The 23,633-nt window shown below is 62.3% G+C and carries 27 protein-coding genes; 22 read left to right on the top strand and 5 right to left on the bottom strand.

The genetic code is table 11. The features are described from left to right. Nucleotides 1–104 precede the first annotated feature (104 nt). The 16 genes from U0004_RS18495 to U0004_RS18420 all read left to right on the top strand — a co-directional run bounded on the left by U0004_RS18495 (nt 105) and on the right by U0004_RS18420 (nt 12,777). Nucleotides 105–704: a type II secretion system protein gene (locus tag U0004_RS18495; protein ID WP_269462237.1), complete on the top strand. Its 600-nt coding sequence runs from the start codon at nt 105–107 to the stop codon at nt 702–704. Continuing rightward, nucleotides 694–1,251: a type IV pilus modification PilV family protein gene (locus U0004_RS18490; RefSeq protein ID WP_070256802.1), complete on the top strand. Its 558-nt coding sequence runs from the start codon at nt 694–696 to the stop codon at nt 1,249–1,251. The genes U0004_RS18495 and U0004_RS18490 overlap by 11 nt, the downstream gene beginning before the upstream one ends. Then, nucleotides 1,248–2,126, top strand: coding sequence for a prepilin-type N-terminal cleavage/methylation domain-containing protein (locus tag U0004_RS18485; protein ID WP_070256804.1), 879 nt, complete (start codon nt 1,248–1,250; stop codon nt 2,124–2,126). Before U0004_RS18490 ends, U0004_RS18485 begins: the two co-directional genes overlap by 4 nt. Beyond that, entirely contained in the window at nt 2,123–2,575 is a 453-nt protein-coding gene (locus tag U0004_RS18480) for a hypothetical protein (protein WP_070256806.1), read from the top strand. The genes U0004_RS18485 and U0004_RS18480 overlap by 4 nt, the downstream gene beginning before the upstream one ends. 131 nt (nt 2,576–2,706) lie before the next feature. Further along, a complete protein-coding gene (locus U0004_RS18475) occupies nt 2,707–3,666 on the top strand; it encodes a type IV pilus biogenesis protein PilM (RefSeq protein WP_070256807.1) in 960 nt (319 codons plus the stop codon). Beyond that, nucleotides 3,663–4,325, top strand: a complete 663-nt coding sequence (locus U0004_RS18470; protein ID WP_070256808.1) for a hypothetical protein — start codon at nt 3,663–3,665, stop codon at nt 4,323–4,325. The genes U0004_RS18475 and U0004_RS18470 overlap by 4 nt, the downstream gene beginning before the upstream one ends. After that, a complete protein-coding gene (gene gspM, locus U0004_RS18465) occupies nt 4,325–5,008 on the top strand; it encodes a type II secretion system protein GspM (RefSeq protein ID WP_070256809.1) in 684 nt (227 codons plus the stop codon). Before U0004_RS18470 ends, gspM begins: the two co-directional genes overlap by 1 nt. Then, nucleotides 4,993–5,382 carry a hypothetical protein gene (locus U0004_RS18460; protein ID WP_070256810.1) on the top strand — a complete coding sequence of 130 codons (390 nt, stop codon included), beginning with the start codon at nt 4,993–4,995 and terminating at the stop codon, nt 5,380–5,382. Before gspM ends, U0004_RS18460 begins: the two co-directional genes overlap by 16 nt. A gap of 38 nt (nt 5,383–5,420) precedes the next feature. After that, the gene (mshL, locus tag U0004_RS18455) at nt 5,421–7,208 is read left to right on the top strand and encodes a pilus (MSHA type) biogenesis protein MshL (RefSeq protein ID WP_070256881.1); all 1,788 of its coding nucleotides are present in this window, start codon (nt 5,421–5,423) and stop codon (nt 7,206–7,208) included. Continuing rightward, entirely contained in the window at nt 7,209–8,114 is a 906-nt protein-coding gene (locus U0004_RS18450; protein WP_070256811.1) for an ExeA family protein, read from the top strand. A 17-nt stretch (nt 8,115–8,131) separates the two neighbouring features. After that, nucleotides 8,132–9,199 carry a tetratricopeptide repeat protein gene (locus U0004_RS18445; protein ID WP_070256813.1) on the top strand — a complete coding sequence of 356 codons (1,068 nt, stop codon included), beginning with the start codon at nt 8,132–8,134 and terminating at the stop codon, nt 9,197–9,199. 73 nt (nt 9,200–9,272) lie between these two features. Further along, nucleotides 9,273–9,920: a hypothetical protein gene (locus U0004_RS18440; RefSeq protein WP_070256815.1), complete on the top strand. Its 648-nt coding sequence runs from the start codon at nt 9,273–9,275 to the stop codon at nt 9,918–9,920. Then, on the top strand, nt 9,917–10,348 hold the full coding sequence (locus U0004_RS18435) for a hypothetical protein (RefSeq protein ID WP_070256816.1): 432 nt from the start codon (nt 9,917–9,919) through the stop codon (nt 10,346–10,348). Before U0004_RS18440 ends, U0004_RS18435 begins: the two co-directional genes overlap by 4 nt. A gap of 87 nt (nt 10,349–10,435) precedes the next feature. Further along, nucleotides 10,436–11,338, top strand: coding sequence for an alpha/beta hydrolase (locus U0004_RS18430; protein WP_231958108.1), 903 nt, complete (start codon nt 10,436–10,438; stop codon nt 11,336–11,338). An 88-nt stretch (nt 11,339–11,426) separates the two neighbouring features. Beyond that, nucleotides 11,427–12,089, top strand: coding sequence for a DUF2625 family protein (locus tag U0004_RS18425; RefSeq protein WP_070256821.1), 663 nt, complete (start codon nt 11,427–11,429; stop codon nt 12,087–12,089). Nucleotides 12,090–12,318: 229 nt separating this feature from the next. Continuing rightward, nucleotides 12,319–12,777 carry a nuclear transport factor 2 family protein gene (locus tag U0004_RS18420; protein ID WP_081345643.1) on the top strand — a complete coding sequence of 153 codons (459 nt, stop codon included), beginning with the start codon at nt 12,319–12,321 and terminating at the stop codon, nt 12,775–12,777. A gap of 38 nt (nt 12,778–12,815) precedes the next feature. Here U0004_RS18420 and U0004_RS18415 read toward each other — a convergent pair whose 3' ends face one another. From U0004_RS18415 to U0004_RS18405, 3 genes are all read right to left on the bottom strand, one after another. Next, nucleotides 12,816–13,919, bottom strand: a complete 1,104-nt coding sequence (locus U0004_RS18415) for an HD-GYP domain-containing protein (RefSeq protein ID WP_034781130.1) — start codon at nt 13,917–13,919, stop codon at nt 12,816–12,818. A 54-nt stretch (nt 13,920–13,973) separates the two neighbouring features. Next, on the bottom strand, nt 13,974–15,152 hold the full coding sequence (locus U0004_RS18410; RefSeq protein ID WP_070256826.1) for a pyridoxal phosphate-dependent aminotransferase: 1,179 nt from the start codon (nt 15,150–15,152) through the stop codon (nt 13,974–13,976). An 83-nt stretch (nt 15,153–15,235) separates the two neighbouring features. Beyond that, nucleotides 15,236–15,670: a putative toxin-antitoxin system toxin component, PIN family gene (locus U0004_RS18405; protein WP_070256829.1), complete on the bottom strand. Its 435-nt coding sequence runs from the start codon at nt 15,668–15,670 to the stop codon at nt 15,236–15,238. A 30-nt stretch (nt 15,671–15,700) separates the two neighbouring features. On the opposite strand from U0004_RS18405, the gene yaaA reads away from it, so the two are divergent. Next, complete coding sequence (yaaA, locus tag U0004_RS18400; protein WP_070256831.1) at nt 15,701–16,471, top strand: peroxide stress protein YaaA; 771 nt, start codon at nt 15,701–15,703, stop codon at nt 16,469–16,471. A 37-nt stretch (nt 16,472–16,508) separates the two neighbouring features. Here the strand turns inward: yaaA and U0004_RS18395 are convergent, their stop codons facing one another. Further along, entirely contained in the window at nt 16,509–17,312 is an 804-nt protein-coding gene (locus tag U0004_RS18395; RefSeq protein WP_034781139.1) for an outer membrane protein assembly factor BamD, read from the bottom strand. Between the two features lie 89 nt (nt 17,313–17,401). Between U0004_RS18395 and U0004_RS18390 the strand changes: the two genes are divergently transcribed. Both U0004_RS18390 and pgeF read left to right on the top strand, forming a co-directional pair. Further along, nucleotides 17,402–18,427 (top strand): RluA family pseudouridine synthase, encoded by a 1,026-nt coding sequence (locus tag U0004_RS18390; RefSeq protein ID WP_034781141.1) that lies wholly within the window; start codon nt 17,402–17,404, stop codon nt 18,425–18,427. Then, nucleotides 18,427–19,212 (top strand): peptidoglycan editing factor PgeF, encoded by a 786-nt coding sequence (gene pgeF, locus U0004_RS18385; protein ID WP_070256833.1) that lies wholly within the window; start codon nt 18,427–18,429, stop codon nt 19,210–19,212. Before U0004_RS18390 ends, pgeF begins: the two co-directional genes overlap by 1 nt. Nucleotides 19,213–19,228: 16 nt before the next feature. On the opposite strand, the gene U0004_RS18380 is transcribed toward pgeF, so the two are convergent. Then, nucleotides 19,229–19,453, bottom strand: coding sequence for a hypothetical protein (locus U0004_RS18380; protein ID WP_231958111.1), 225 nt, complete (start codon nt 19,451–19,453; stop codon nt 19,229–19,231). A 91-nt stretch (nt 19,454–19,544) separates the two neighbouring features. Here U0004_RS18380 and phaC point away from each other — a divergent pair, with 91 nt between their 5' ends. The 3 genes from phaC to rimO all read left to right on the top strand — a co-directional run bounded on the left by phaC (nt 19,545) and on the right by rimO (nt 23,619). Further along, the gene (gene phaC / locus U0004_RS18375) at nt 19,545–21,281 is read left to right on the top strand and encodes a class I poly(R)-hydroxyalkanoic acid synthase (RefSeq protein WP_070256835.1); all 1,737 of its coding nucleotides are present in this window, start codon (nt 19,545–19,547) and stop codon (nt 21,279–21,281) included. 225 nt (nt 21,282–21,506) lie between these two features. Continuing rightward, on the top strand, nt 21,507–22,070 hold the full coding sequence (phaR, locus tag U0004_RS18370) for a polyhydroxyalkanoate synthesis repressor PhaR (RefSeq protein ID WP_010399000.1): 564 nt from the start codon (nt 21,507–21,509) through the stop codon (nt 22,068–22,070). 193 nt (nt 22,071–22,263) lie between these two features. Further along, entirely contained in the window at nt 22,264–23,619 is a 1,356-nt protein-coding gene (gene rimO / locus U0004_RS18365; protein ID WP_115057526.1) for a 30S ribosomal protein S12 methylthiotransferase RimO, read from the top strand. Nucleotides 23,620–23,633: the final 14 nt, after the last annotated feature.

Here is a 23,633-nt window from a genome sequence, read left to right as displayed (position 1 = left end):
CATTCGCCATCAGCAAGAAGGTTCAGGCCAGAACCTGGCTCTTCTTGCGCACCACCAGCCCAACCCCAGGCGCCAGCCCGTTGGGCTTTTTTACGGGTCATCCATTGCAGCAGCCACCGACAGACTTTCCGCATCCGCATCGCCAAGCAGGGCCGCCACGCTCCCTGCGGCGTACGGCTGCGCGCGGCTTTACCTTGATCGAGCTGGTGGCCGTGCTGGTGCTGGCGGGCTTGCTGGCGACGTTTGCCGTCAACCGGTTTTTCCAGCGCGACACTTTTGACGCGCGCAGTTTTGCCGACCAGGTGACGAATATCGTGCGCTACGGGCAAAAGCTGGCGGTGGCGCAAAACCGTGCCGTATTTGTGCACATCGATGCCAACAGCGTGGCGCTGTGCTTCGATGCCGGTTGCAGCGATGAGCAGAAGGTGGTGCCGCCCACGGGAAAGAACAGCGGCAGCAAGGAGACGCAGCAGTATTGCCTGGGGAGCAATTGGCTGTGCGAAGGCCGTCCGTCCGGCGTTACCCTGTCCACCGATGTGACAGGCGAGCCCAGCTTTTATTTCGATGCGCTGGGCCAGCCATATGCGCAGGGCGATGTGTTCCCGGCGCCATCGGCTTTCCCGGCGCGGCTGAAAATCAGCATCCGGGGCGAGGGCACGCCGCGCGTCGTCACGGTCGAGGGGGAGACGGGCTATGTCCATTAGCCAGCGGCGCCGGCGTGGACGCGGCGTGACCCTGATCGAACTGGTGCTGTTCATCGTCATCGTCGGTCTGGCCTCGGCCGCCATCCTCGGCGTGATGAGCCTGACGACAAAGCACAGCGCCGACCCGCAGCTGCGCAAGCAGGCGCTGGCGATTGCCGAAGGCATGCTGGAAGAAATCCAGCTGGCGCGTTTCACGTATTGCGATCCGCAAGACCCTGCCGCGCAAACGGCCACCAGCCCGGCCGGCTGCGCCATCCCGGAAGTGGCCGGACAAGAGGCGGGCGGCGTGACGCGGCCTTTCGACAACGTCAACGATTACGTGAGCGCGTATGGCACGGCCACGAATTACAAGACGGATGCGCAGGGCGCCGTCTGGGCTGCAGGTTCCCCCCAGGAATACGTTGCCTCTGTGGTGATCACCCAGGCAGCCCTGAACGGCTTGCCCGCCACGGAAGGCCTGCGTATCCAGGTGACGGTGCCGTATGCCGACCAGAAGATCGTGCTCGACGGCTATCGCGTGCGCTATGCGCCGAACAGTATCCCATGAAAAATTTTCTTGACGCCAGGCGCCATCCGCGCGGCTTTACCCTCGTCGAGATGGTCATCGTGATCGTCATCACGGGCATCATCGGCACCATGGTCGCCGTCTTTATCCGCGTGCCCGTGCAGGGCTATATGGATGTCGCGGCGCGCGCGGCATTGGCCGACACGGCCGATACGGCGGCGCGCCGCCTGACGCGCGACGTGCGCCTGGCCCTGCCCAACAGCGTGCGCGTCTCGAACAACGGCCTGTTCCTGGAATTGCTGCTGACCAAGACGGGCGGACGCTACCTGAGCGACAGCGACCCGTCGGGACTGGGCAGTGTGCTGAGCTTTGAGACCACCCCCGCCTCACCAGCTTTTAGCATCGTCGGCGCCATGCCCGCCAATGCGCTGGGCGCGCGCCAGGCGATCAGCGTGGGCGACCAGATCGTCGTCTACAATCTGGGGGGAGCTTACACGCCGAACGACGCCTATTCCTGCAGCGCGGCGACCGGCTGCAACCGCGCGGCAGTGACGGGCGTGGCCGGCAATGTCGTCACGCTTGGCAGCTATCCTTTCGCGACGGCGCCGGCGCCGCTGCCGTCGCCGTCGAACCGTTTCCAGGTGGTGTCGACGCCCGTGACCTATGCGTGCGATCTGGCGACCGGCACCTTGACCCGTTACGCGGGCTATGCCATCCAGGCCACCCAGCCGGTTGCGGCGGACTTGAAGGATGGCGCACTGCTGGCGCGCCAGGTAACGGGGTGCGCCTTCAGCTACACCGTGCTGGCCAATGTGCAGCGGGGCCTGGTGAATATCAGCCTGAGCCTGGGCGCGGCGAACAGCAATACGGGCGTGCTGCGCCTGGTGCAACAGGTGCAGGCGAGGAATACGCCATGACGCATTTGCTGCGCCACCGCGCGCGCCGCATGCGCGGTTTCAGCCTCGTCACGGCCATTTTCCTGCTGGTGGTGCTGGCCGCGCTGGCGGCCGTGATGGTGAATATCTCCACCTTCCAGCAGACGGAGTCGGCCATGGACGTGCAGGGCGTGCGCGCCGAACAGGCCGCCCGCGCCGGTCTCGAATGGGGTTTGCAGAAACAGATCAGCGCGGGCCTGACCACTGGCGCGGCATGTCTCGGCGCCACCACGTTCAGCTTGCCGGCCGGCACGACGCTGTCGGCGTTCAGCGTCACCGTGCAATGCAGCACGGCCACGGGGCCCGGCACCTTGACCAGCTGGACCATCACGGCCACGGCTTGCAACCAGCCAGGAGCCGCCGGCTGTCCGAATGCGGGCAATAACGCCGATTATGTCCAGCGCCGCCTGCAAGCCGTGTTGTCGCAGTAAGGTCAACTAGGTGAAAAAAAGATCGCTAATTTATTGTTTTTACACAATAAAGTTGGCTTCATGAATTAAAATTGGCTGGATGCATTATCTGCGCGACAAGATCGGGCAGGCACTTACACTGGATAGTTCGCATGGGTTTATTCGCAAGAGCAAAGAAGTACGATGGCTGGCTGGCCACGGCGTTTGGCCGCGAAGGCGTCAGCGCTGTCGTTGTCGAACGTCCCGCCGGCGGCATGCCGCGCGTGCGGGGCGCCAGTTACCAGGCGGCCGCGCGGCCTGCGCCGGCCGAGGTGCTGGAAAAACTGGGCAAGGAGCTGCAGGCAGCAGCGCGCCACTGCACCAGCGTGCTGGCTGGCGGCGAATACCAGCTGCTGTCGCTGGAAGCGCCGGCCGTGCCGCGCGAGGAGCTGAAGACGGCCGTGGGCTGGCGTTTGAAAGACATGCTGGACTTTCCCCTGGCCGAGGCCACCATCGACGTGTTCGACATCCCCGGCGACCCGAACGGCACCCAGCGGGGCAGCAGCGTGTTTGCCGTCGCCGCGCGCAACAGCGCCGTGTCGCGCCGCCAGGCGCTATACGCGGAATGCAAGATCGGCCTGTCCGTGATCGATATCCCCGAGATGGCGCAGCGTAATATCGCCACCTTGCTGGAAACGCCGGGACGCGGCATCGCCGTGCTGTCTTTCGATGGCGACGGCGGCTTGCTGACCATGAGTTTCAATGGCGAACTGTACCAGGCGCGCCGCATCGACGTGACTGTGACGCAATTGCAATCGCCCGACGCCAGCCAGTACTACGACCGCGTCACCCTGGAACTGCAGCGCTCGTTCGACCACTTCGACCGCCAGTTCCATTTCATTTCGCTGTCCCGATTGATGCTGATGACGGGTGCGGCCGACGGCTTGCACGCATACCTGGCCGACAATCTCTACATGCCGGTCGAGCAGCTGGACCTGGCCACGGTGCTGGACTTGTCGCAGGCCCCCGAGCTGCGCGACCCTGCCATGCAGGCGCGCTACTTCCTGGCCATCGGCGCAGGCTTACGCGAGGTTGGCTTGCACCCGGGCAAGCACGAAGGGAAGGGCGCATGAGCCAGCAGATCAATCTGTTCAATCCCCAGTTTGAACTGAAAAAACACCATATGTCGGCGCGCACGGCCAGCCTGGGCCTGGGCGGCCTGGCGCTGGCGCTGCTGGCCGTGGGCGTGCTGGCCCAGCAAGCTTTGACCGGCCTGGAACAGCGCGAAGCGGGCGTCAAGGCGGCGCTGGCGCAAGGCGAGGCGAAGCGCGACCAGATTCTGCGCGATTATCCTCCACGCAAGAAAGACCCGGCCCTGGCGCAGGAACTGGCGGCCGTCGAGGCGCAGCGCCAGTTGCTGCAGGATGCGTCAAACGTACTGGAAAGCGGCAAGCTGGGCAATACCCGCGGCTATGCCGGCTATTTCCGCGCGCTGGCACAGGCCAGGGTCGAGGGCGTATGGCTGACGGGCGTGGATATCGCCGGCGCCGGCAATGATTTCGGCTTGCAGGGCCGCGCCTTGCATGCGTCGCTGCTGCCCGCCTACATCACGCGCCTGGGCCAGCAGGAGGTACTGAAAGGCAAGACCTTCGCCAGCCTCGACATCGGCCAGCCCGAGCAGCCGGCCGTGGCCGAGGGCAAGACGCCTGGTCTGCCTTATATCGCGTTCAGCCTGCAATCTGCGGATCGTGCCGCCACGCCGGCAAAACCTGTTGCTGGAGGAACACGCTGATGTTGCCCTTGCTGAAGAAATGGGCCACCGCCTTCGACGCCCTCAGCCTGCGCGAGCGGCTGATGGTGTTTGGCGCCGCCGCGGCCGCCGTCCTGTTCGTGTTTTATTTCATGAGCTTCAATCCCCTGTTGGCGAAACGCGCCGCGCTGGAAGCGAGCATTGCGCAAAAACAAAGCCTGTTGACCGCGACGAACAAGGAAATCGAGCTGACCATGCTCGCCCACGCCACCGATCCCGACCAGGAAGCGCGCACGCGCCTGTTGGCTTTGCAGGCGGAAACGGCGTCGCTGGCGCAGGCGCTGCGCGAGCAGCAGCATGGCCTGGTGGCGCCCGAGCGCATGGTCACCTTGCTCGAGCACTTGCTGCGCCGGCATGCCGGATTGCGCGTGGTGTCGCTGAAAACCTTGCCCGCCAGCGCCGTGGGCGTGCGCCAGGCCGATGCCGCGAACGGCGATGCCGCTGCCAAGGCACCGAGCCCGGCACCCTTGCTGCACCAGCATGGCGTGGAAGTGGTGCTGCAAGGCAGCTATGCCGACATGGTGCAATACATGCAGGCGCTGCAAGCGATGCCGACGCGCGTCTTCTGGGGCGCCGCCCACCTCGACTCCGCCAGCTACCCGGGCGCCACCCTGACCCTGACCTTACATACCCTCAGCATGGACGATACATGGATCGCACTTTGACCTTCGGTCCCGCGCTGCTGGCGCCTTTCCTGGCACTGAGCCTGGCATGGCCGGGCGCGCAGGCACAGGCGCTGGACGACCCGACGCGCCCGCCGGCGGCCCTGTGGGCGCCCGCCAACGCCGCGCCCGTCGTCGCGGCCCGGCCGCAGCTGCAATCGGTGCTCATCTCCACCCAGCCGGGCGGACGCCGCCTGGCCGTCATCGATGGCCAGACAGTCAAGGTCGGCGGCAAGGTGGGCGATGCCGTGGTGACGGAAATCCACGACACGGCCGTCGTGTTGCGGCGTGGAAAATCACTGGAAACCTTCAAGCTGTACCCGAGCAGCAAGACCGACAATAAGACCGATCGCAAGACCGACCGCAAGCAGGAGTAGAAGAAGTGGCCAAGCAACTCAATCAACACAAGGCGAGCATGTTCAAGATCAGTACGATGGCGGCTGTCATCAGCGTCAGCCTGGGCCTGGGCGGCTGCAATGTCGCGCCCGTCAAGCGCGATACCTATAATGCGATCACCGATGCCGTCAAGGGCGCGGCGGCCACGACGGCGCCAACGGCCCAGCCGGAGGCCGTGGAAGCGGCGCTGCTGCCGCCCGTGGCGGCCCTGGCCCAGCAATTGCCGAAGGCCCGCGCGGCGCTCGACGAGCGCTTCAACGTGGCGTTCAACAATGTGCCGGCACGCCAGTTCTTCACCTCCATCGTGGCCGGCACGCGCTACAACATGCTGGTCCATCCCGACATCGGCGGCACGATTTCCGCCAATCTGAAGGACGTGACCCTGTTCCAGGCGCTCGACGCCGTGCGCGAACTGTATGGCTACGATTACAAGGTCGAGGGCACGCAGATCTACATCAAGCCCCTGACCATGCAGACGCGTTTGTTCCATGTCAATTATCTGACGGGCGCGCGCCGCGGCAGTTCTAACCTGCGCGTCTCGTCGACGTCGGTGGGTTCCGTGGGCTCGACCAACTCGGGCGGCTCGGGCAACAGCGGAAATGGCGGCAATAACAATCAGGGCAACAACAACGAGCAGAACCAGCAAACGAACGGCGGCCAGGGCGGCCGTACCTTGGACAGCAGCAACCTGACGACTTCGTCCACGGCGGATTTTTGGCCGGAGTTGAAGGCGGCGCTGGAAGCCATCGTCGGCAGCGCCGAAGGCGGGCGGCAAGTGGTGCTTAGCCCGCAGTCGGGCGTGATCGTCATCCGCGCCATGCCGGAAGAGTTGCGCAATGTCGATATGTATTTGAAGGCCACGCAGCTGTCCGTCGACCGCCAGGTGATCCTGGAAGCGAAAATCCTCGAAGTCGAACTCAACGACAACACGCAGACGGGCATCAACTGGGCCTCGTTTGCCTCGATCAAGAGCGGCCACACGAACCGCATTTCGACGGGCTTCATCCAGCCGGGCGGCACCCTGGCGCCGCTGCCGTTCAATGGCGGCCAGCCGCCCAACATGACGAATGGCAGCGGCTTGACGGCCAGCAGCGGCTTTGGTCTCAGTTCGGCGGCGAATTCGGCCGGTTCCATGTTCGGCCTGGCTTTCCAGACGGCCAATTTCGCGGCCATGATTTCCTTCCTGGAATCGCAAGGCTCCGTGCACGTGCTGTCGAGCCCGCGCATCGCCACCATGAATAACCAGAAGGCCGTGCTGAAGATCGGCACGGACGAGTTTTACGTGACGGGCGTGTCGACCACCACGAATACGACGGCCAGCGGCGCGACGACCAGCCCCAATGTGACCTTGCAACCGTTCTTTTCCGGCGTGGTGCTGGACGTGACGCCGCAGATCGATGCGGATGGCAACATCATCCTGCACGTGCACCCATCCGTCAGCCAGGTGTCGACCATCAGCAAGGAAATCGACCTGGGCAGCGCCGGTTCGCTGAAACTGCCGCTGGCCGCTTCCAGTACGTCCGAGATGGACAGCATGGTGCGCAGCCAGGATGGCCGCATCGTCGCCATCGGCGGCCTGATGCGCCAGGCCACCACGGCGGACCGCTCGCAAGTGCCGGGCGCGGGCGATATTCCCGTGCTGGGCGCGCTGTTCCGCAACACGGGACAGGTGATCCAGAAGCGCGAACTGGTGGTGCTGATCAAGCCGACCATCGTCGATGGCGCCAATAGCTGGAACGAAGACTTGCTCGATTCGGGCAAGCGCATCGAGGCGCTCGACCCGCGCCGTCCGTCGGAGCGGCGCTAAATGTACCAGGCCCATTTCGGCTTGCGCGAGGCGCCGTTCGGCCTCACGCCCGATACCAGTTTCTTTTTCAACGGCCCGCAGTCGCAAAAGGCGCTCAACACCTTGCTGGTGGCGGCGCGCAATGGCGAGGGCTTCATCAAGATCACTGGCGAAGTGGGGACTGGTAAAACCTTTTTGTGTCGCAAGTTCATGCAATCGCTGGGGCCGGACTTCGTCACGGCCTACATCCCGAATCCGAACTTGCCGCCCCGTTCGCTGATCCTGGCGCTGGCCGACGATCTCGATGTATTGCTGGAAAAAGATGCTGATCAGCATCAATTGCTCAAATCCCTCAACTTGCGCTTGCTCAACCTGGCGGCGCAAGGCAAGCGCGTGCTGCTGTGCCTGGACGAAGCGCAGGCGATACCCGTCGACAGCCTCGAAGCGCTGCGATTGCTGACGAACCTGGAAACGGAAAAGCGCAAGCTGCTGCAGATCGTGCTGTTCGGCCAGCCGGAACTGGACGTCAAGCTGGCCCTGCCGGAAATCCGCCAGCTGGCGCAGCGCATCACCTTTCACTACCACCTGGGTCCGCTGTCGCGCGACGATGTGGATTTCTATGTGGCGCACCGCCTGCGCGTGGCCGGTTTCGATGGTGCTCGCCTGTTCAGCCGTGGCGGCGTGGGCAAGCTGTACCAGGCGTCCGGCGGCATCCCGCGCCTGATCAACATCATGGCGCACAAGGCGCTGATGGTGGCGTATGGCGAAGGGCGGCAACAGGTGAGCGGGCGCCACGTGGCGCTGGCCGCCAGCGATACCCTGGCCAGCAAGCCGCGTCGCCTTTGGCGGAAGCCGTGGCCATGGCTGGCCGGCGCCGGCGTGCTGGCCGCCGCCTGCGGCGTGAGCTGGACTTTATTGAACCGATGACGAAGATGAGCCTGTAGATGAGCCTGATTAACAAGATGTTGCAAGACCTCGATGCCCGCGGCACTCCCGATGGACGCGGCGACGCGGCCGGCATCCGCTCCGTGCCCGAACGCGAGCGGGGCGTTTCGCGCGCGCTGGTCTTCGGCGGCGCTGCCGGCCTGACGGCCGCCGCCATCGCCCTGGGCTGGGTTTACCTGAAGCGTCCGGCCGTGCCGCCCGTGCTGGTCAGCGTGGCCAGCACGCCTGTTTTGGCTCCTGTGTCGGCTCCCGTGCCGGCCCCGGCGCCTGCCGCCGTTGTTCCCGCGCCCGCTCCCGTCGCAGCGGCGGAACCGGAACCCGTATTCCAGGCCGAGGAAGCCGCCCCCGCGCCGAGCAAGGCGAGGCCCGCCGAATTGCGCCGCGTCGTGGAAAAAGCCGCCAAGCCCGCCGCCGCACCCATGGTGAAGACGGCATTGCCCGCTGCCAGCGAACGCATCATCGACGGCAAGCAAGTCACCGCGCAGCAGCGCGTGGAAAATGAATACCGGCGCGCGCTGGCCCAGTTGCAGGATGGCCGCGTTTCCGACGCCATGCTGGCCTTGCAGCAGACCCTGCAGATGGACCCGCGCCACCAGGGCGCGCGCGAAACCCTGGTGCGCCTGCTGCTCGAAGCGCAGCGCCCGGACGAGGCGGCCCGCCAGCTGCAGCTGAGCCTGGCGCTCGACCCGAAACAGCCGGCGCAAGCGATGATGCTGTCCCGTTTGCAGCTGGACAAGACCAACGGCGGCGCGGCGGCCCTCGACACCCTGATGCGCAGCCTGCCGTACGCCAGCGACAGCGGCGAATACCATGCCTTCCTGGCCGGCGTGCTGCAGCGCGAACAGCGTTACCGCGAAGCGTCCGAGCACTACCAGCAGGCCCTGCAGACGGCGCCCGACAACAGCGTCTGGTGGATGGGGCTCGGCATCGCCTTGCAAGCCGATAACCACCCGGCCCAGGCGCGCCAAGCGTTCGAGCGCGCCAAGGGCTTGCAAACTTTATCTCCCCAGTTGCAGGCGTTTGTCGAGCGCAAGCTGGTGCAGCTGACGGCGGTTGGCACCAAGTAAGCGCTAGCCGAGCGCACCACTTACATCTCCCCCGCAAGCGACATCGCAGGCTGGGGGGATGGATCTGTAGCACATGACTGAGGCGGATGATCCCGCAAACAAGATGACCACTGCCTGGAAATTCTCCGATGCCCCCAATACTGCCTGCTTCACGACCACGGAGGTATTGAATGGTGCTCCCGTCGTGCATGTGTCCCATGATTACGAAGGGGATTGGCAATTTCACGGCGCGCCAGGCGCAACAGTATCGAGCTCCGTCAAAATCGTCAGTCTGGCATACATGATAGGTCGCGATGATGTGCTGCCGCGCCTGCATGACTTGCCCTATGGCTGGAGCGCGCAATGGAATGCAGGCGCAGGAAGCTGGGAGCGTTTCAAGGACAATCCGTTTCCCTCGTTTTCGGAGCATGGCTATTACCTGGAAGACGCCATCTGGCTTGCCCAGTATTTGACAGATATCAAGCCTCCGCCTGTGGAAGTGCGCGAGCAACTGGCTATCGGTTCGTGCGTGAGACTGGTTTTTCGCTTCGCCGCCGAAGATGGTGCGCGCGAAGATGGCCAGTGCGAAAGAATGTGGGTGCTAGTGACGGGTATCGATGAAGGGGAAGGCTGGTACACCGGCACCATCGAGAATGATCCGCAGCATCCGGCGGCCAGATACGGCGACCTTATCTCGTTTCATCCCCTGCATGTCGCAGATATTGCTCATGAACAGGCATGAAAGGAAACGCCGTGCGAAATGAACGCGAAGGTGCGAAAGACGCCCGTCAGGAAATCAAGCGATACCAGGAGCATATCAATTCGCCGCGCCTTTGCCCGGATCAGTGTTATCGCATGGCCAGTCCGACTTATGCCTTGGTGGGCTACGTCAATCAGGTAACGGGACTTTTCTTGAGCAAGAACTATTACATGATCCCAATCTTCCTTCAGCGCGCATACGGGGTGCTGCTGGCATTGAAGCCGGAACGTGTCAGTGAACCGTATCGTCATCTGATCGAGCAGTATCTGAGCCATGTCGCGCATTTCATCGTCAACTATCAATGCCTGGCGGAAGATGAGCGGCAAGCCGCACAATGTATCCCACCGGCGTTGCTGGCGACCGTGCCTGTTTCGTTACCGCAAGACCTGGTCATGCCGGGCGAGTTTTGACGGTATTGTTGCCGACCTCGCCTGCGAAATTCCCTGCGACATTCATGTGGCTGTCGCATGCTTACTGTGATAAGGAAGGAAGCCCATTTGAAATCTTTTAGCCTGCTCTTTGCGTTCTGCTGCCTGTGCAACAGCGCACTTGCCGCGCCCGCCAGCGCGCCTGCCAGCTACGTTCTGGACAATACGGAAGTGCGCGATATCCGTGCGCAAGCTCTGAAGCGCGATTATCAGCTGTATGTCGCCTTGCCCGATTCCTATCGGCAGGGGAATAAACGCTATCCGGTGCTGTTTGTCGTCGATGCCAATTATTCGTTTGCCATCGTGCGCAATATCGCGCAGCGCCTGAACAAGCATGCGGGGATGGAAGAAGTCATCGTGGTCGGCTTGTCGTACGCCAACGGCGATGGCGGGGTGTACAGCCGCCGCCGCGATTACACGCCCACCACGCCGCGCAAGCATGATTACCGCTCGGACATGCCGGGGCGGCAACCGGCGTTCGGCGAAGCGAAGGCGTATGGCCAGTTCATCTCGGGCGAAGTGTTTCCGTTTATTGCGCAACAGTATCGCGTCAACATGCAGCGCAAGGTGTTTATCGGCCATTCCTACGGCAGCCTGCTGGGCCTGCAATTCCTGCTGACGGAACCGCGCACTTTCGAGCACTACATTCTCGGCAGTCCGTCGCTGTGGTACGACGCCGGCGTCATGTTCGACCGCGAACAGGCGTATGCCGCCAGCCACAAGGACTTGCCCGCGTCCGTGTTCTTTGGCATCGGCGGCCTGGAAAAACTGGCGGCGGGCAAGAAGCGTTCGCGTTCGGAAGAGGACGCTGACATGGTGGCCGACTTGCGCGAGTTCGACGGGAAGTTGACATCGCGCAAGTTCCCCGGCCTGAAGACGCGCTTGCGCGTCTTCGCGGATGAAGATCACGCGAGCGTGTTTCCTTTCGTGCTCACGCATGGATTGCGGGCGTATTTGACGTCCGCAAAATGAAGGGTGCAGGGCGCCGCCCGCCAGACAGTGCCAGCGTCGCCATGCATACTCCGACCGCCGGAAGCGGTCATCGATAAGGTCAGCTGACATGCGTACATTGAATGAATTATTGGATAGTGAAGACCCGGCGTTTCCGCTGATCAGGCAATGGGCCAGCGAGGCCGACATCCCGGTGGAATTGCTGCCTCCCTCGGCCGGCAGGGAAGATGTGCTGCTGAGCCTGCAAGTCACCACGCGTTCACCCCTCGGCGCGATCGCCTATGAAACCGGCGGCATCCTGGTGGATGACGGCTGGCTACGGATATTGGGGTCCGGCCATGACAAGCTGGGCCGGAACATTGTTACGTGGAACGAAGGAAAGGCCGAGGGCTTTCTGTTGGTGGCCGATGACGTGCTCGGCGGCTTTTTTGCCATCAACGGCGGCGCGCTCGGGGCCGACCAGGGCAAGCTGTATTACCTCGCCCCCGAGACCCTGGCGTGGGAAGCGCTGGAGATCGGCTACACGGCGTTCGTCGAATGGGCTTTTACTCGCCAGTTGCGGCAGTTTTACGGCCGGCAGACCGGCGATGCGCAGGAATTTGACGAATTGCCCTTGCCCGGCGACCTTTGCCTGAATTTTTATCCGTTTCTGTGGACGCAAGAAGGTTCCCTCAAGACCAGCTCGCGGCGCGCCATTCCGGTGGAAGAGCAGTGGGCGCTTAACCTTGATCTGCAACAGAAGTTGCTGGACGCTCCTGCGGGCGCGAACTGAGGCATGGTTTGCGGGCGTATCTGAAGGCATCGCCATGCGCATCCCGGGCCGGCGAAATGGCGTTTCAACCCCCTATTCAAGCGCTTTGTCGCAATGGCCGGCGCGAGAAAAGGGCAAGGGGATAGCATACGGTGGGCTTTCTCGCGATGCGCCGCCCGCCAGCGAGTGTCCGATATTGCCGCGGCAGGCAACGGATGCTTCTCAATGACCTCGATCAGGATGAATACGCATGAAATTGACCCTTCCACATGTCCTCTCCACTTGTTTGCTGGGCGCCTTGGGCGTGATCGGCAGCGCGCACGCGGCTCCCGCCGATGCCGAACTGGTCGCCTTGGTGCAGCGCCATGCGCAGGCGCAGAGTAACTTTGATCAAGTGGCCTTGAACGCCATCACGGCGGAGAATTATGTGGAAATATCGCCGGTAGGCGAGGTGGACGGGCGTGAAAAAATGCTCGCCTTCTATGCGCCGGAGCAGAAGCGGCCGAGTCCCCAGCTCCAGGTCGATGAACCGGTGGTGCGCCTGTTTGGCGATACGGCACTCATCTCGGCGCGCCTGTCCTACCGTCTCAACCAGGATGGGGCCGCCCGCAGCTTCGCCCTGCGCGCCGGTTATGTCGCTCGGCTTGTCGACAAGCAATGGCTGCTGGTCAGCGCACAGTACACGGGCATCCGCCCGCCGAAACCGTGAAGTGCCCCGTGCCTGGCGCCCGGCGTTGCCCGGCCAGCCTATAACCTCGCCTCGTCCCCCCACACATGCCGCATGCTGAAATGCAGGCCGGCATCGTCCTCGTGCAGTGATGACACGATGGCGTAGCGGCTGTCGGCCGTGTCGCGGGGAGACAGTTGTGCCAGCTCGGCGGGGGCCAGCGGCGCGCCCAGCGGGTCGCTGAGCGGATGCACGTGGCCGGCGCCCCGTTGCGTCACCACTCCCAGCTCGCCGCTGCGCAGCCGCACCAGGGTTCCGGGCGGATATTTGCCCAGCAGGTTGACGAACTGTTCGCCCAGCAGCGCGTCGATGGGCACGCCCTGGTCGAGGAAGATATGCTGCAGCGCTTGGTCGGGCACGATGGAGCGGCGGTAGTTGCGCGCCGAGACGCGGGCGCAATAGCGGTCGGCCAGGCCGATCAGCTTGGCATTTTGCAGGATTTCATCGGCCGTGCGCCCTTGCGGGTAGCCGCTGCCATCGTCGTTTTCGTGGTGCAGGAGCACGCAGCTCAGCCATTCCTCGTCATCGACGCCCGCGCAGCGCAGCAATTCCGCGCTTTCCTGCGGGTGCTGGCGCACGATGCGCATTTCGTCGTCATTCAGGGGGCCGCGCCGGTCCTGGAAACTGTCGTGGTGGCGCAGCATGCCCACGTTCATCGTCAGCGCGGCCGCGCCGATCAACAGCAGTTCATCGTGGGACTTGTGCATGCTGCGGCCCACCAGCATGGCCAGCAAGGCCGTTTCGATGCAGTGGCGCACGGCGTAGCTGCCGGCGATCTGGTTGAGCAGGATGCTGGCCAGGGCGATATCGGCATCGTGTTCCAGCGCGCGCAGCAGTTCGCGGGCGATGTCGCGCACGTCGCGCTCGGCATTGTTTTCGCTGCGTAAGGCCAACAGCAAGCGTTCCAGGCGCTGCGCCGCCTCGTTGAGCAGCCGCAAGACGGAAGGCTGATCCGGCGTGCCCACATACAGACCCAGCTGCATTAGCCGCCCCAGCTGTGCGCCATCCGTGATGATTTGCCCCTTGCGCAGTTGCGGGCCGGCACTATGGTCCGCGAGAAACAGATCCCAGGGCAGGGGTTCGCCGGGAACCAGGTCGGCCGGGCCGATGCGACGCTGTACCATGTTGTTGTTCCTCAGTCATTCTCTGCGCCGCAGCGCAGCAGTGCCGTATTTACATTAAATGCTGCGCAGGCGCTCCAGCGCCAGGCGCAAGGTCTCGTCTTTCTTGGCAAAGCAGAAGCGCACGATGCCCGATTCCTTGCCCTGCGCATAAAACGCGGACACGGGAATGGCGGCCACCTTGATTTCCGCCGTCAGCCATTCGGCGAACTGCGCTTCGGTCTCTTGCGAAATAGCATCGTAGCGCACGCACTGGAAATACGTGCCGTCGGCCGGCAGCAGGGTAAAGCGGCTGCCCGCCAGGCCGTCGCGGAACAGGTCGCGCTTGTGCTGGTAAAACGCGGGCAAGTCCAGGTACGGTTGCGGGTCCGCCATGTAGGCGGCCAGGCCGTGCTGCATCGGCGTGTTGACGGTAAAGACGTTGTACTGGTGCACCTTGCGAAATTCCGCCGTCAAGGCGGCCGGGGCCGCCACATAGCCGACCTTCCAGCCCGTCACGTGATACGTCTTGCCAAAGCTGGAAACGATGAAGCTGCGCGCCGCCAGTTCCGGGTTGCGCGAGAGCGACGCATGCGGCACGCCGTCGTACACCATGTGCTCATACACTTCGTCGGACAGGATCAAAATTTGCGTGCCGCGCACGATGTCGGCCAGCGCGGCCACATCGGCAGGGCGCAGGATGGTGCCCGTCGGGTTATGCGGCGTATTGATGATGATCAAGCGCGTCTTGCTGCTGACGGCGGCGGCCAGCTTGTCCCACGGCACGCTGTAGCCGGACTCTCCCACTTCCATGGACACCAGCACGGGCACGCCGCCGGCCAGTGCGATGGCGGGCAGATAGCTGTCGTAGGCCGGTTCGATGACGATGACTTCGTCGCCCGGGTGCACGCAGCACAGGATGGCCGTGGTGAGCGCCTGCGTGGCGCCGGCCGTGACGGTGATTTCCGTGCCTGCGTCATAGCTGTGGCCGTACAGGCTGGCGATCTTCGCGGCAATGGCTTCGCGCAGGGGGGCGGCGCCCGTCATCATCGGATACTGGTTGTGGCCGGCGCGCATGGCGTCGCTGACGAGATCGACCAGTTCTGGGGCGCAATCGAAATCGGGAAAGCCCTGGCCCAGGTTGACGGCGCCATGCTGGGCCGCCAGGCTGGACATGCGGGTAAACACGGTGGTGCCCACGAGAGGCAGGCGGGTGGTCAGGGCGGGAGTCGGGTAGGGCAGGGACGGGCTGTTCATGAACGGTAGGGTCGCGGTGCGGAAAGTGGAATCGTTTCCCATTCTAGCGCAGCGCGCCCCGTTGCGTGTGGGGCTTTGGCGCCTCAGCCTGGCAATTCCCAGCCTTCCGGCACCATGATCTTGAACATGCCGGCCTTGGCCGTCTTGCGGGCCAGTTTCAGCAGGGCCTTGTCCTTGGTGATGAGGATGTCGGCGTTGGCGTCGCGCGCCAGTTCGAGGAATTTCTGGTCATCCTTGTCCGTGCAGACGGGCAGGCGCACGCCGGAGACGGGCGGCGCCACCACGCTGATATGCGCGTCGAAGCGGGCGGCGGCGACGGCGCGGCTGGCTTCGTCGAGCGGCAGATGTTTGTAATGCAACACGACCAGATATTCCGCGCGGCAATCTTCGCGCGTGATGGCGTGCACGGCGCCGCTTTCCATGGCCGCCAGCAGGGGCGCCCAGCGCGGGTCGTTGAAGACGAACAGGTCGAGGCAAACGTTGGTGTCGAGGACGAGTTTTTGTGGAGCAGGTATCATGTCGGCAATTCTATTCTGTAGTGATAATTTATGTTGATCGTGCTTTCGCCCGCCAAGAGTCTCGACCTGGAGACGCCGCCAACAACCTCGTTGCACAGCACCCCCGATTTTCTCGACCATTCCGCCCAGCTGATCGAGCGCATGCGCCAGTTCTCGCCTGCCGAAGTGGGCAGCCTGATGGGCATTTCCGACGCCTTGTCCGCCTTGAATGTGGCCCGCTACGCTTCCTGGACGCCCAAGCTGGCGGAAGCGCGCCAGGCCATCATGGCTTTCAATGGCGACGTGTATGCCGGTTTCGAGGCCCGCAGCCTGCAGCCGGCCCAGCTCGACTATGCCCAGTCGCGCGTGCGCATTTTATCGGGCCTGTACGGCTTGCTGCGCCCGCTCGACCTGATTCACCCGCACCGCCTGGAAATGGGCACGCGTTTGTCGACCACGCGCGGCAAGGATTTGTATGCGTTCTGGGGCGACACCATCACCAACGGCCTGAACCGCACGGCAAAAGAGCAGGGCGCCAAGGTGCTGGTAAATCTTGCTTCTGAAGAATATTTCAAATCCGTCAAGCCGCGCCAGCTGGACGTGCCCGTCATCGCGCCCGTGTTCGAGGACTGGAAGAACGGCAAGTATAAAATCATCTCGTTCTACGCCAAGCGCGCGCGCGGCATGTTGGCCCGCTATGCGGCAGTCAACCAGATCCGCGACCCGCAGCAGCTGAAGCAATTCGATGTCGATGGCTATGGTTTCGTGCCGGAAGCGTCGAACGATACGAGCTGGGTGTTCCGGCGCAAGGTTGGCGAATAAGTAAAAAAACCGGGCTAGCCCGGTTTTTTATTGCAGCTTACTGCCAGAATTTCCACCACTTGCGTTCCTTGTTCACCCCTTCCGGGCTGAGGAATGCCGTGTTCGGGTAGTTCTTGGTCAGCACGCGCAAGGCATCGTCGCGCAAGTCGGTCAAGCCCAGCTTGTCATACGAGCGGTACATGATGAACAGCGCTTCTTCGATGGCCGGCGAGGCACGGAAGTCGCTGACCGTCGTTTGCGCGCGGTTGGCGGCGGCCAGGTAGGCGCCGCGGCGGAAATAATAGCGCGCCACGTGCACTTCGTATTTCGCCATCGCATCGATCAAATAGTTCATGCGCGCCAGCGAATCGGGCGCATATTTGCTATTTGGGAACTTGTCGACCAGTTGCTTGAAGGCCGCAAACGCTTCGCGCGTAGCTTTCGGGTCGCGCTCGGTCGGATCTTGCTCGTACAGGAAGTTCAGGAAGCTGATCTGGTCGTTAAAGCTGATCAGACCACGCAAGTAGTACATATAGTCTACATTGGCGTGGTTCGGATGCAACTTGATGAAGCGTTCGACGGCAGCCAGCGCCTGCGCCTGGTCTCCCGACTTATAATACGCGTAAGCGATCTCCATCTGCGCTTGCAGAGCATAGTTGCCGAAAGGATAGTTAGCCTCCAGCTTCTGGAACAGGCCGATTGCAGCTTCATAGTGCTGCCCGGCCATTTCTTCACGCGCCTCCGAGTATAATTTCGTAACGGACCAGTTTTTGGTCTCATCCACTTTTTCAGGCAACAAGCTGCAAGCGGACATGCCGAGCAGAACGACTGAAGCGACTACCAACGATAATTTTTTTTGCATGACGTTTTGCAAGAAGGTTTTAACCAAGATTTTACAATAGGCTGATTATAGCCGATGGGAATGCTGTGATATTAACTCCGAAGCCTAATTTGGCTGACCCCGCGTTTGACTCCCTTTCTGACCATGCTGCCGAAGAGGCGTTTGACGGCGATTTTGCCGCCGACGACGTCTTCGAGGAAATGGCCCCGATTACATTGGAACTGACGCCGGACGCCTGCGGCCACCGCCTCGATAAAGTCATCGCCCAGCTGGTGCCGCAATACTCGCGCAGCCGCTTGCAATTGTGGCTGGAAGCCGGTTTCGTGACCGTCGATGGAAAAGTTGCCAAACGCAACATGACCGCCTATGGCGACGAGAAGATCGTCATTCTGCCGCAAAGCGCGCCGGAAGACGAGGCTTTTAAGCCGGAAGCGATGGAATTGAACATCGTGCACGAAGATGAGCATATCATCGTCATCAACAAACCGGCCGGACTGGTCGTCCATCCGGGTCCCGGCAACTGGTCGGGCACCTTGCTCAACGGCTTGCTGCACCACTGTCCGCAGCTGGCGGGCGTGCCGCGCGCCGGCATCGTGCACCGTCTGGACAAGGATACGAGCGGCCTGATGGTCGTCGGCAAGACCCTCGCTTCGCAAACGGACCTGGTGCGCCAGTTGCAGGCGCGCACCGTCAAGCGCGAGTATTTCGCGCTCGTGTGGGGCACGCCGAAAATGGCGGGCACCATCGATGCCTCCATCGCGCGCCACCCGCGCGACCGCGTCAAGATGGCCGTCTCGGAGAATTTCACCGCCAAGCCTGCCATCACGCACTATGAATTGATCGGCAGCGGCGAACTCGATCGCCGTCCCGTGAGCCTGATGCAATGCCGCCTGGAAACAGGCCGCACGCACCAGATCCGCGTGCACATGCAGCACCTGGGTTTTGCGCTGGTCGGTGACTACGTGTACGGCAAGCAGCACCTGGTGTCCGTCTTCTCGCGCCAGGCACTGCAGGCGCGTCGCCTGGGCCTCGTGCATCCGGGCACCCTGGAAGCGTGCGAGTGGATCGTGCCGCTGGCCGATGATTTCGCTCAGCTGATCGCCACCGCCGGCATTCCCGAGCCGGAACAGGTCTGATGACGGCTGCCTTGCCTTATATCACTCCCCATTGGCCAGGCTTGCCCGCGAACGTGGGCGCGCTGGCGACCGTGCGCGCGGGCGGCGTCAGCCAGGGTCCGTATGGTGACGGGCAGGGCGGTGGCGGCTTGAACCTGGGCACGCACGTGGGCGATGATCCTGCGCACGTGCTGGCCAACCGCGCGCGGTTGGCGACCGTCTTGCCAGCGCAGCCGGCCTGGCTGTCGCAGGTGCATGGCGTGGCCGTGGCCGATGCCGGGAAGCTGGACGGTTGCGTGCCCGATGCCGACGCCAGCGTAGCAGCGCAGCTTGGCGCCGTGTGCGTCGTGATGACGGCCGATTGCCTGCCGGTGCTGTTCTGCTCGACGGATGGTATGGTGGTCGGCGCGGCCCATGCGGGCTGGCGCGGCTTGGCCAACGGCGTCTTGCAGCGCACGGTGGACAGCATGCGCGCGCAGGGCGCGACGGATATCCTTGCCTGGCTGGGGCCGGCGATTGGTCCACAGCAATTCGAGGTGGGACACGACGTGTTGCAAGCGTTCCGCGACGGCGCGCGAGATGATGTCGAGCGGCAAGTATTGAGCTCCGCCTTCGTCGTCATCGCTGGCAAGCCGAACAAGTACCTGGCCGACATCTATGCGCTGGCGCGCACCATGCTGCTGCGCGATGGCGTGGCGCAAGTGGCGGGCGGGGAATATTGCACCGTCAGCGATGCGGCGCAGTTTTACTCGTACCGGCGCGATGGCGTCACGGGACGACAGGCCAGCTTGATCTGGCGCAAATAATCTGCACGGCAGACACTTATGTGTCTGCCGTTTTTGTTTTATCGTCTGCTGAGGCCCGCGCGCGGGCATGCAGTTCCGCGATGCGCGCCGCCTTGCGTTTGCGTCTCCTTGAGCCCGTCAGATAGAATAGGATGGACAGCGGGATGACGCAGTACAGCACGAAGGTCATCACCCCGGCGACGATGGACGGTTCCGTCAGCGCCATGAGGCCGACGACATAGATCCAGGCAACAGCGGTCATGAGCATCATTGGTATTGGCAGTCAGTAAGAGTTTGCATGCAGGTGGCCCGGAAGTAATTATTTATCAATTCTTGAATGGATTTATATAGCTATGAACATGCCCGATCCTCAAATGATGACCAAGGAATGGATGGCGCAGATCAGCAATCCTGAACAGTGGAAGACGTGGTTCAACATGGTACCGCAGCCCCAGGGCAATCCGATTGCCGGCATTTTGCAGGATGCGGGCGCCAGCATCAAGCCGGAAGCGATCGAGCAACTGAAAAATGCCTACGTGGCCAAGCTGACGGGCTTGTGGGCTGACTTTATGGCCGGCAAGGCGCCGGAGCTGAAAGACCGCCGTTTCTCAGCACCTGCCTGGCACGCCAGTCCCCTGTCGGCCTTCAATGCGGCCGCCTATTTGCTGAACGCGGAGTTTCTCAGCGCCATGGCCGATGCCGTGGAAGCGACGCCGCACCAGAAGCAAAAGATTGCGTTTGCCGTGCAGCAAATCGTCGACGCCATGTCGCCCGCCAATTTTCTTGCCACCAACCCCGACGCCCAGCAAACCCTGATCGAGACCAAGGGTGAAAGCCTGGCCAAGGGCTTGAGCAATATGCTGGCCGATATGGGCAAGGGCCGCATCTCGCAGTCTGACGAATCGGCCTTCGAAGTGGGCCGCAACGTGGCCACCACGCCGGGCACGGTGGTGTTTGAAAATGCCTTGTTCCAGCTGATCCAGTACACGCCAAGCACCCCCACGGTACACCAGCGGCCGCTGCTGATGGTGCCGCCATGCATCAATAAATTCTATATCCTTGACTTGCAGCCGGAAAACTCGCTCGTGCGCTATGCGGTGGAGCAGGGCAATACCGTGTTCCTGATGTCCTGGCGCAATCCGGACATGAGCATGCAGCACCTGACGTGGGACGATTACGTCGAGCAAGGCGTGATCGAAGCCATCCAGGTCGCGCAGGAAATCAGCGGCCAGGACAAGCTCAATATGTTCGGCTTTTGCGTGGGCGGCACCATTGTCTCGACGGCGCTGGCCGTGCTCAAGGCGCGGGGCGAGAATCCGGCCGCCAGCCTGACCCTGTTGACCACCTTCCTCGATTTCTGCGACGCGGGCGCGCTCGACGTCTTTATTGATGAGCCGCAAGTGGCGCTGCGCGAGCAAACCCTGGCCAAGGGCGGCCTGATGTCGGGTCGCGACCTGGGCAGCACTTTCTCCAGCCTGCGACCGAACGACCTCGTGTGGAACTACGTGCAGTCGAATTACCTGAAGGGCAAGGAGCCGCCCGCGTTTGACTTGCTGTACTGGAATGGCGATGGCACGGGCTTGCCAGGCCCCATGTTCTGCTGGTATCTGCGCAACACTTACCTGGAAAACAGCCTGAAAGTGCCGGGCAAGCTGACGGTTGCGGGGGAAAAGGTCGACTTGAGCAGCATCGACGCGCCCGCTTTCATCTACGGTTCGCGCGAAGACCATATCGTGCCGTGGGGCGCGGCGTATGCCAGTACGGCCGTGCTGAACCCGAAAAAACCGAAAGCCAACCGCTTCATCCTCGGCGCTTCGGGCCACATCGCCGGCGTGATCAATCCTGCCTCGAAGAAAAAACGCAGTTACTGGAGCAATGACCAGCCACGCACGGCGAAAGCCAAGCCCTTGACTGCCGAGCAGTGGATGGAAGGCGCGACCGAGCACGTGGGCAGCTGGTGGCCTGAATGGGCGGCCTTCCTGGCCGAACACGGCGGCACGCAGGTGAAAGCGCCTGGCAAGCCGGGCAACAAACGCCACTCGGCAATCGAGCCGGCGCCGGGGCGGTATGTTAAAGTCAGGGCGGACTAGTTTACAAAAGCTTCTGGCCTGGCAAGACCGGCGTAATCTCCGGTCTTGTCAAGAATCTACTTTTAGTTGCGTTGCAATAAATGCGGGAATCTACTACCCTGATGTGCAATGGAGCCGTTTTCCACTCTATAATGGAAAACGTAGGCAGGTGCGAAAGCGGACCCACGTTCGCTTTTTTTTCGGATTAACTCAGTATGCGCTGCGGCGCAATAAGTGGAACTTGTGATGAGTAGTGCAAAAAAAAGTATAGACCGCCTGATTAAAAAATATCCCAACCGCCGTCTGTATGACACGCAAACCAGTTCCTACATCACCTTGACGGACGTCAAGCAGCTGGTGTTGGACAATGAGGTGTTTACCGTCGTCGATGCCAAGTCCAATGAAGATTTGACGCGCAGCATCTTGTTGCAAATCATTTTGGAAGAGGAAGCAAACGGCGCGCCCATGTTCTCGAGCAGCGTGCTGTCGCAGATCATCCGCTACTATGGCCACGCCATGCAGGGCATGATGGGATCCTACCTGGAAAAGAACGTGCAAGCGTTCACCGATATCCAGCACAAATTCACGGGCACGTCGGCCGGCAGTTTCGAAGGCAAGCCATTCAGCCCGGAAATGTGGACCCAGTTCATGAATGTCCAGGGCCCGATGATGCAAGGCATGATGAACAACTACATCGACCAGAGCAAGAGCCTGTTCGTGCAGATGCAGGAACAGATGCAGAGCCAGAGCAAGAATCTGTTCGGCACCTTCCCGTTCGTGCCGCCGGTTCCTCCAACCGACAAAAAGTAATCGATCCGATACACTCACCGGGCGATTCGATCGCCTGGTAGTTGTATTGGCGTCATCAAAACAGCATAGTTCTGCCAGCAAGGGGCGGCTCGGGGTACAATAGCCGATTCGCCTCACCATTTTCTAGCTGCCAACTATGTCTGAAATTCACCGTATTCCCGTTCCTTCCGCCCAGCCCGAGGCCATGCAGGCCATGCCAGGTGCGGCGCCGAAAGTGGGCTTTGTCTCGCTCGGCTGCCCGAAAGCGCTGGTCGACTCCGAACAAATCCTGACCCAACTGCGCGCCGAAGGCTACGAAACGGCGAAATCCTACGCTGGCGCCGATCTGGTGATCGTCAACACCTGCGGTTTTATCGATGCTGCCGTGCAAGAGTCGCTCGACGCCATCGGCGAAGCGCTGGCTGAAAACGGCAAAGTGATCGTGACCGGTTGCCTGGGCGCCAAGAAAGATGCTGCCGGCGACGACATCATCATGAAGGTGCACCCGAAAGTGCTGTCCGTCACGGGCCCGCACGCGCTGGCCGAAGTGATGGATTCCGTCCACTTTCACCTGCCGAAACCGCATGCGCCATTCCTCGACCTGGTGCCGCCGCAAGGCGTCAAGCTGACGCCGAAGCACTATGCCTACCTGAAAATTTCCGAAGGCTGCAACCACCGCTGCAGCTTCTGCATCATCCCGTCGATGCGTGGCGACCTCGTCTCGCGTCCGATCGGCGAACTGATGATCGAAGCGGAAAACCTGTTCAAGGCCGGCGTCAAGGAATTGCTGGTCATTTCGCAAGACACCTCGGCGTATGGCGTGGATGTGAAATTCCGTTCCGGCTTCTGGAATGGCCGTCCCGTGAAAACCCACATGACGCAGCTGACGGAAGCGCTGGGCGAACTGGCCAAGACCTACGGCGCCTGGGTGCGCCTGCACTATGTGTATCCATACCCGCATGTGGACCAGATCATTCCGATGATGAGCGGCGGCCACATCCTGCCTTACCTCGACATTCCGATGCAGCATGCGCATCCTGACGTACTGAAGCGCATGAAGCGCCCGGCCAGCGGCGAGAAAAACCTCGACCGCATCCAGGCCTGGCGCGCCATCAATCCGGACCTGACGATCCGCTCGACCTTCATCGCCGGTTTCCCAGGCGAAACGGAAGCGGAATTCGAGTACTTGCTGGACTTCCTCAAGGAAGCGCAGATCGACCGCCTCGGCTGTTTCGCCTATTCGCCTGTCGAAGGCGCGACCGCCAACGCCATCGACAACCCCGTGCCGGAAGAGCTGCGCGAAGAGCGCCGCGGCCGTGTGATGCTGCTGCAGGAAGAAATCTCGAAAAAACGCCTGCAAGCCAAGGTCGGCAAGACCGTGCGCGTGCTGATCGATGAAGTCACCCGTTCCGGCGGCGTGGGCCGTTCGTCCGCCGACGCGCCGGAAATCGACGGCGTCGTGTATGTGAAGCCGCCTTTCGAGCCGCACCGCAAGCTGGCGGTGGGCCAGTTCGTCGACGTGACCATCACGTCGGCCGACGCGCATGACTTGTGGGGTGCGGCCGAGTAACGCTGTCCTGGTCT

The organism is Janthinobacterium lividum, assembly GCF_034424625.1.
GTDB classification, from domain to species: Bacteria; Pseudomonadota; Gammaproteobacteria; order Burkholderiales; family Burkholderiaceae_D; genus Janthinobacterium; species Janthinobacterium lividum.
This window is presented reverse-complemented; position numbering and strand designations above follow the sequence as displayed.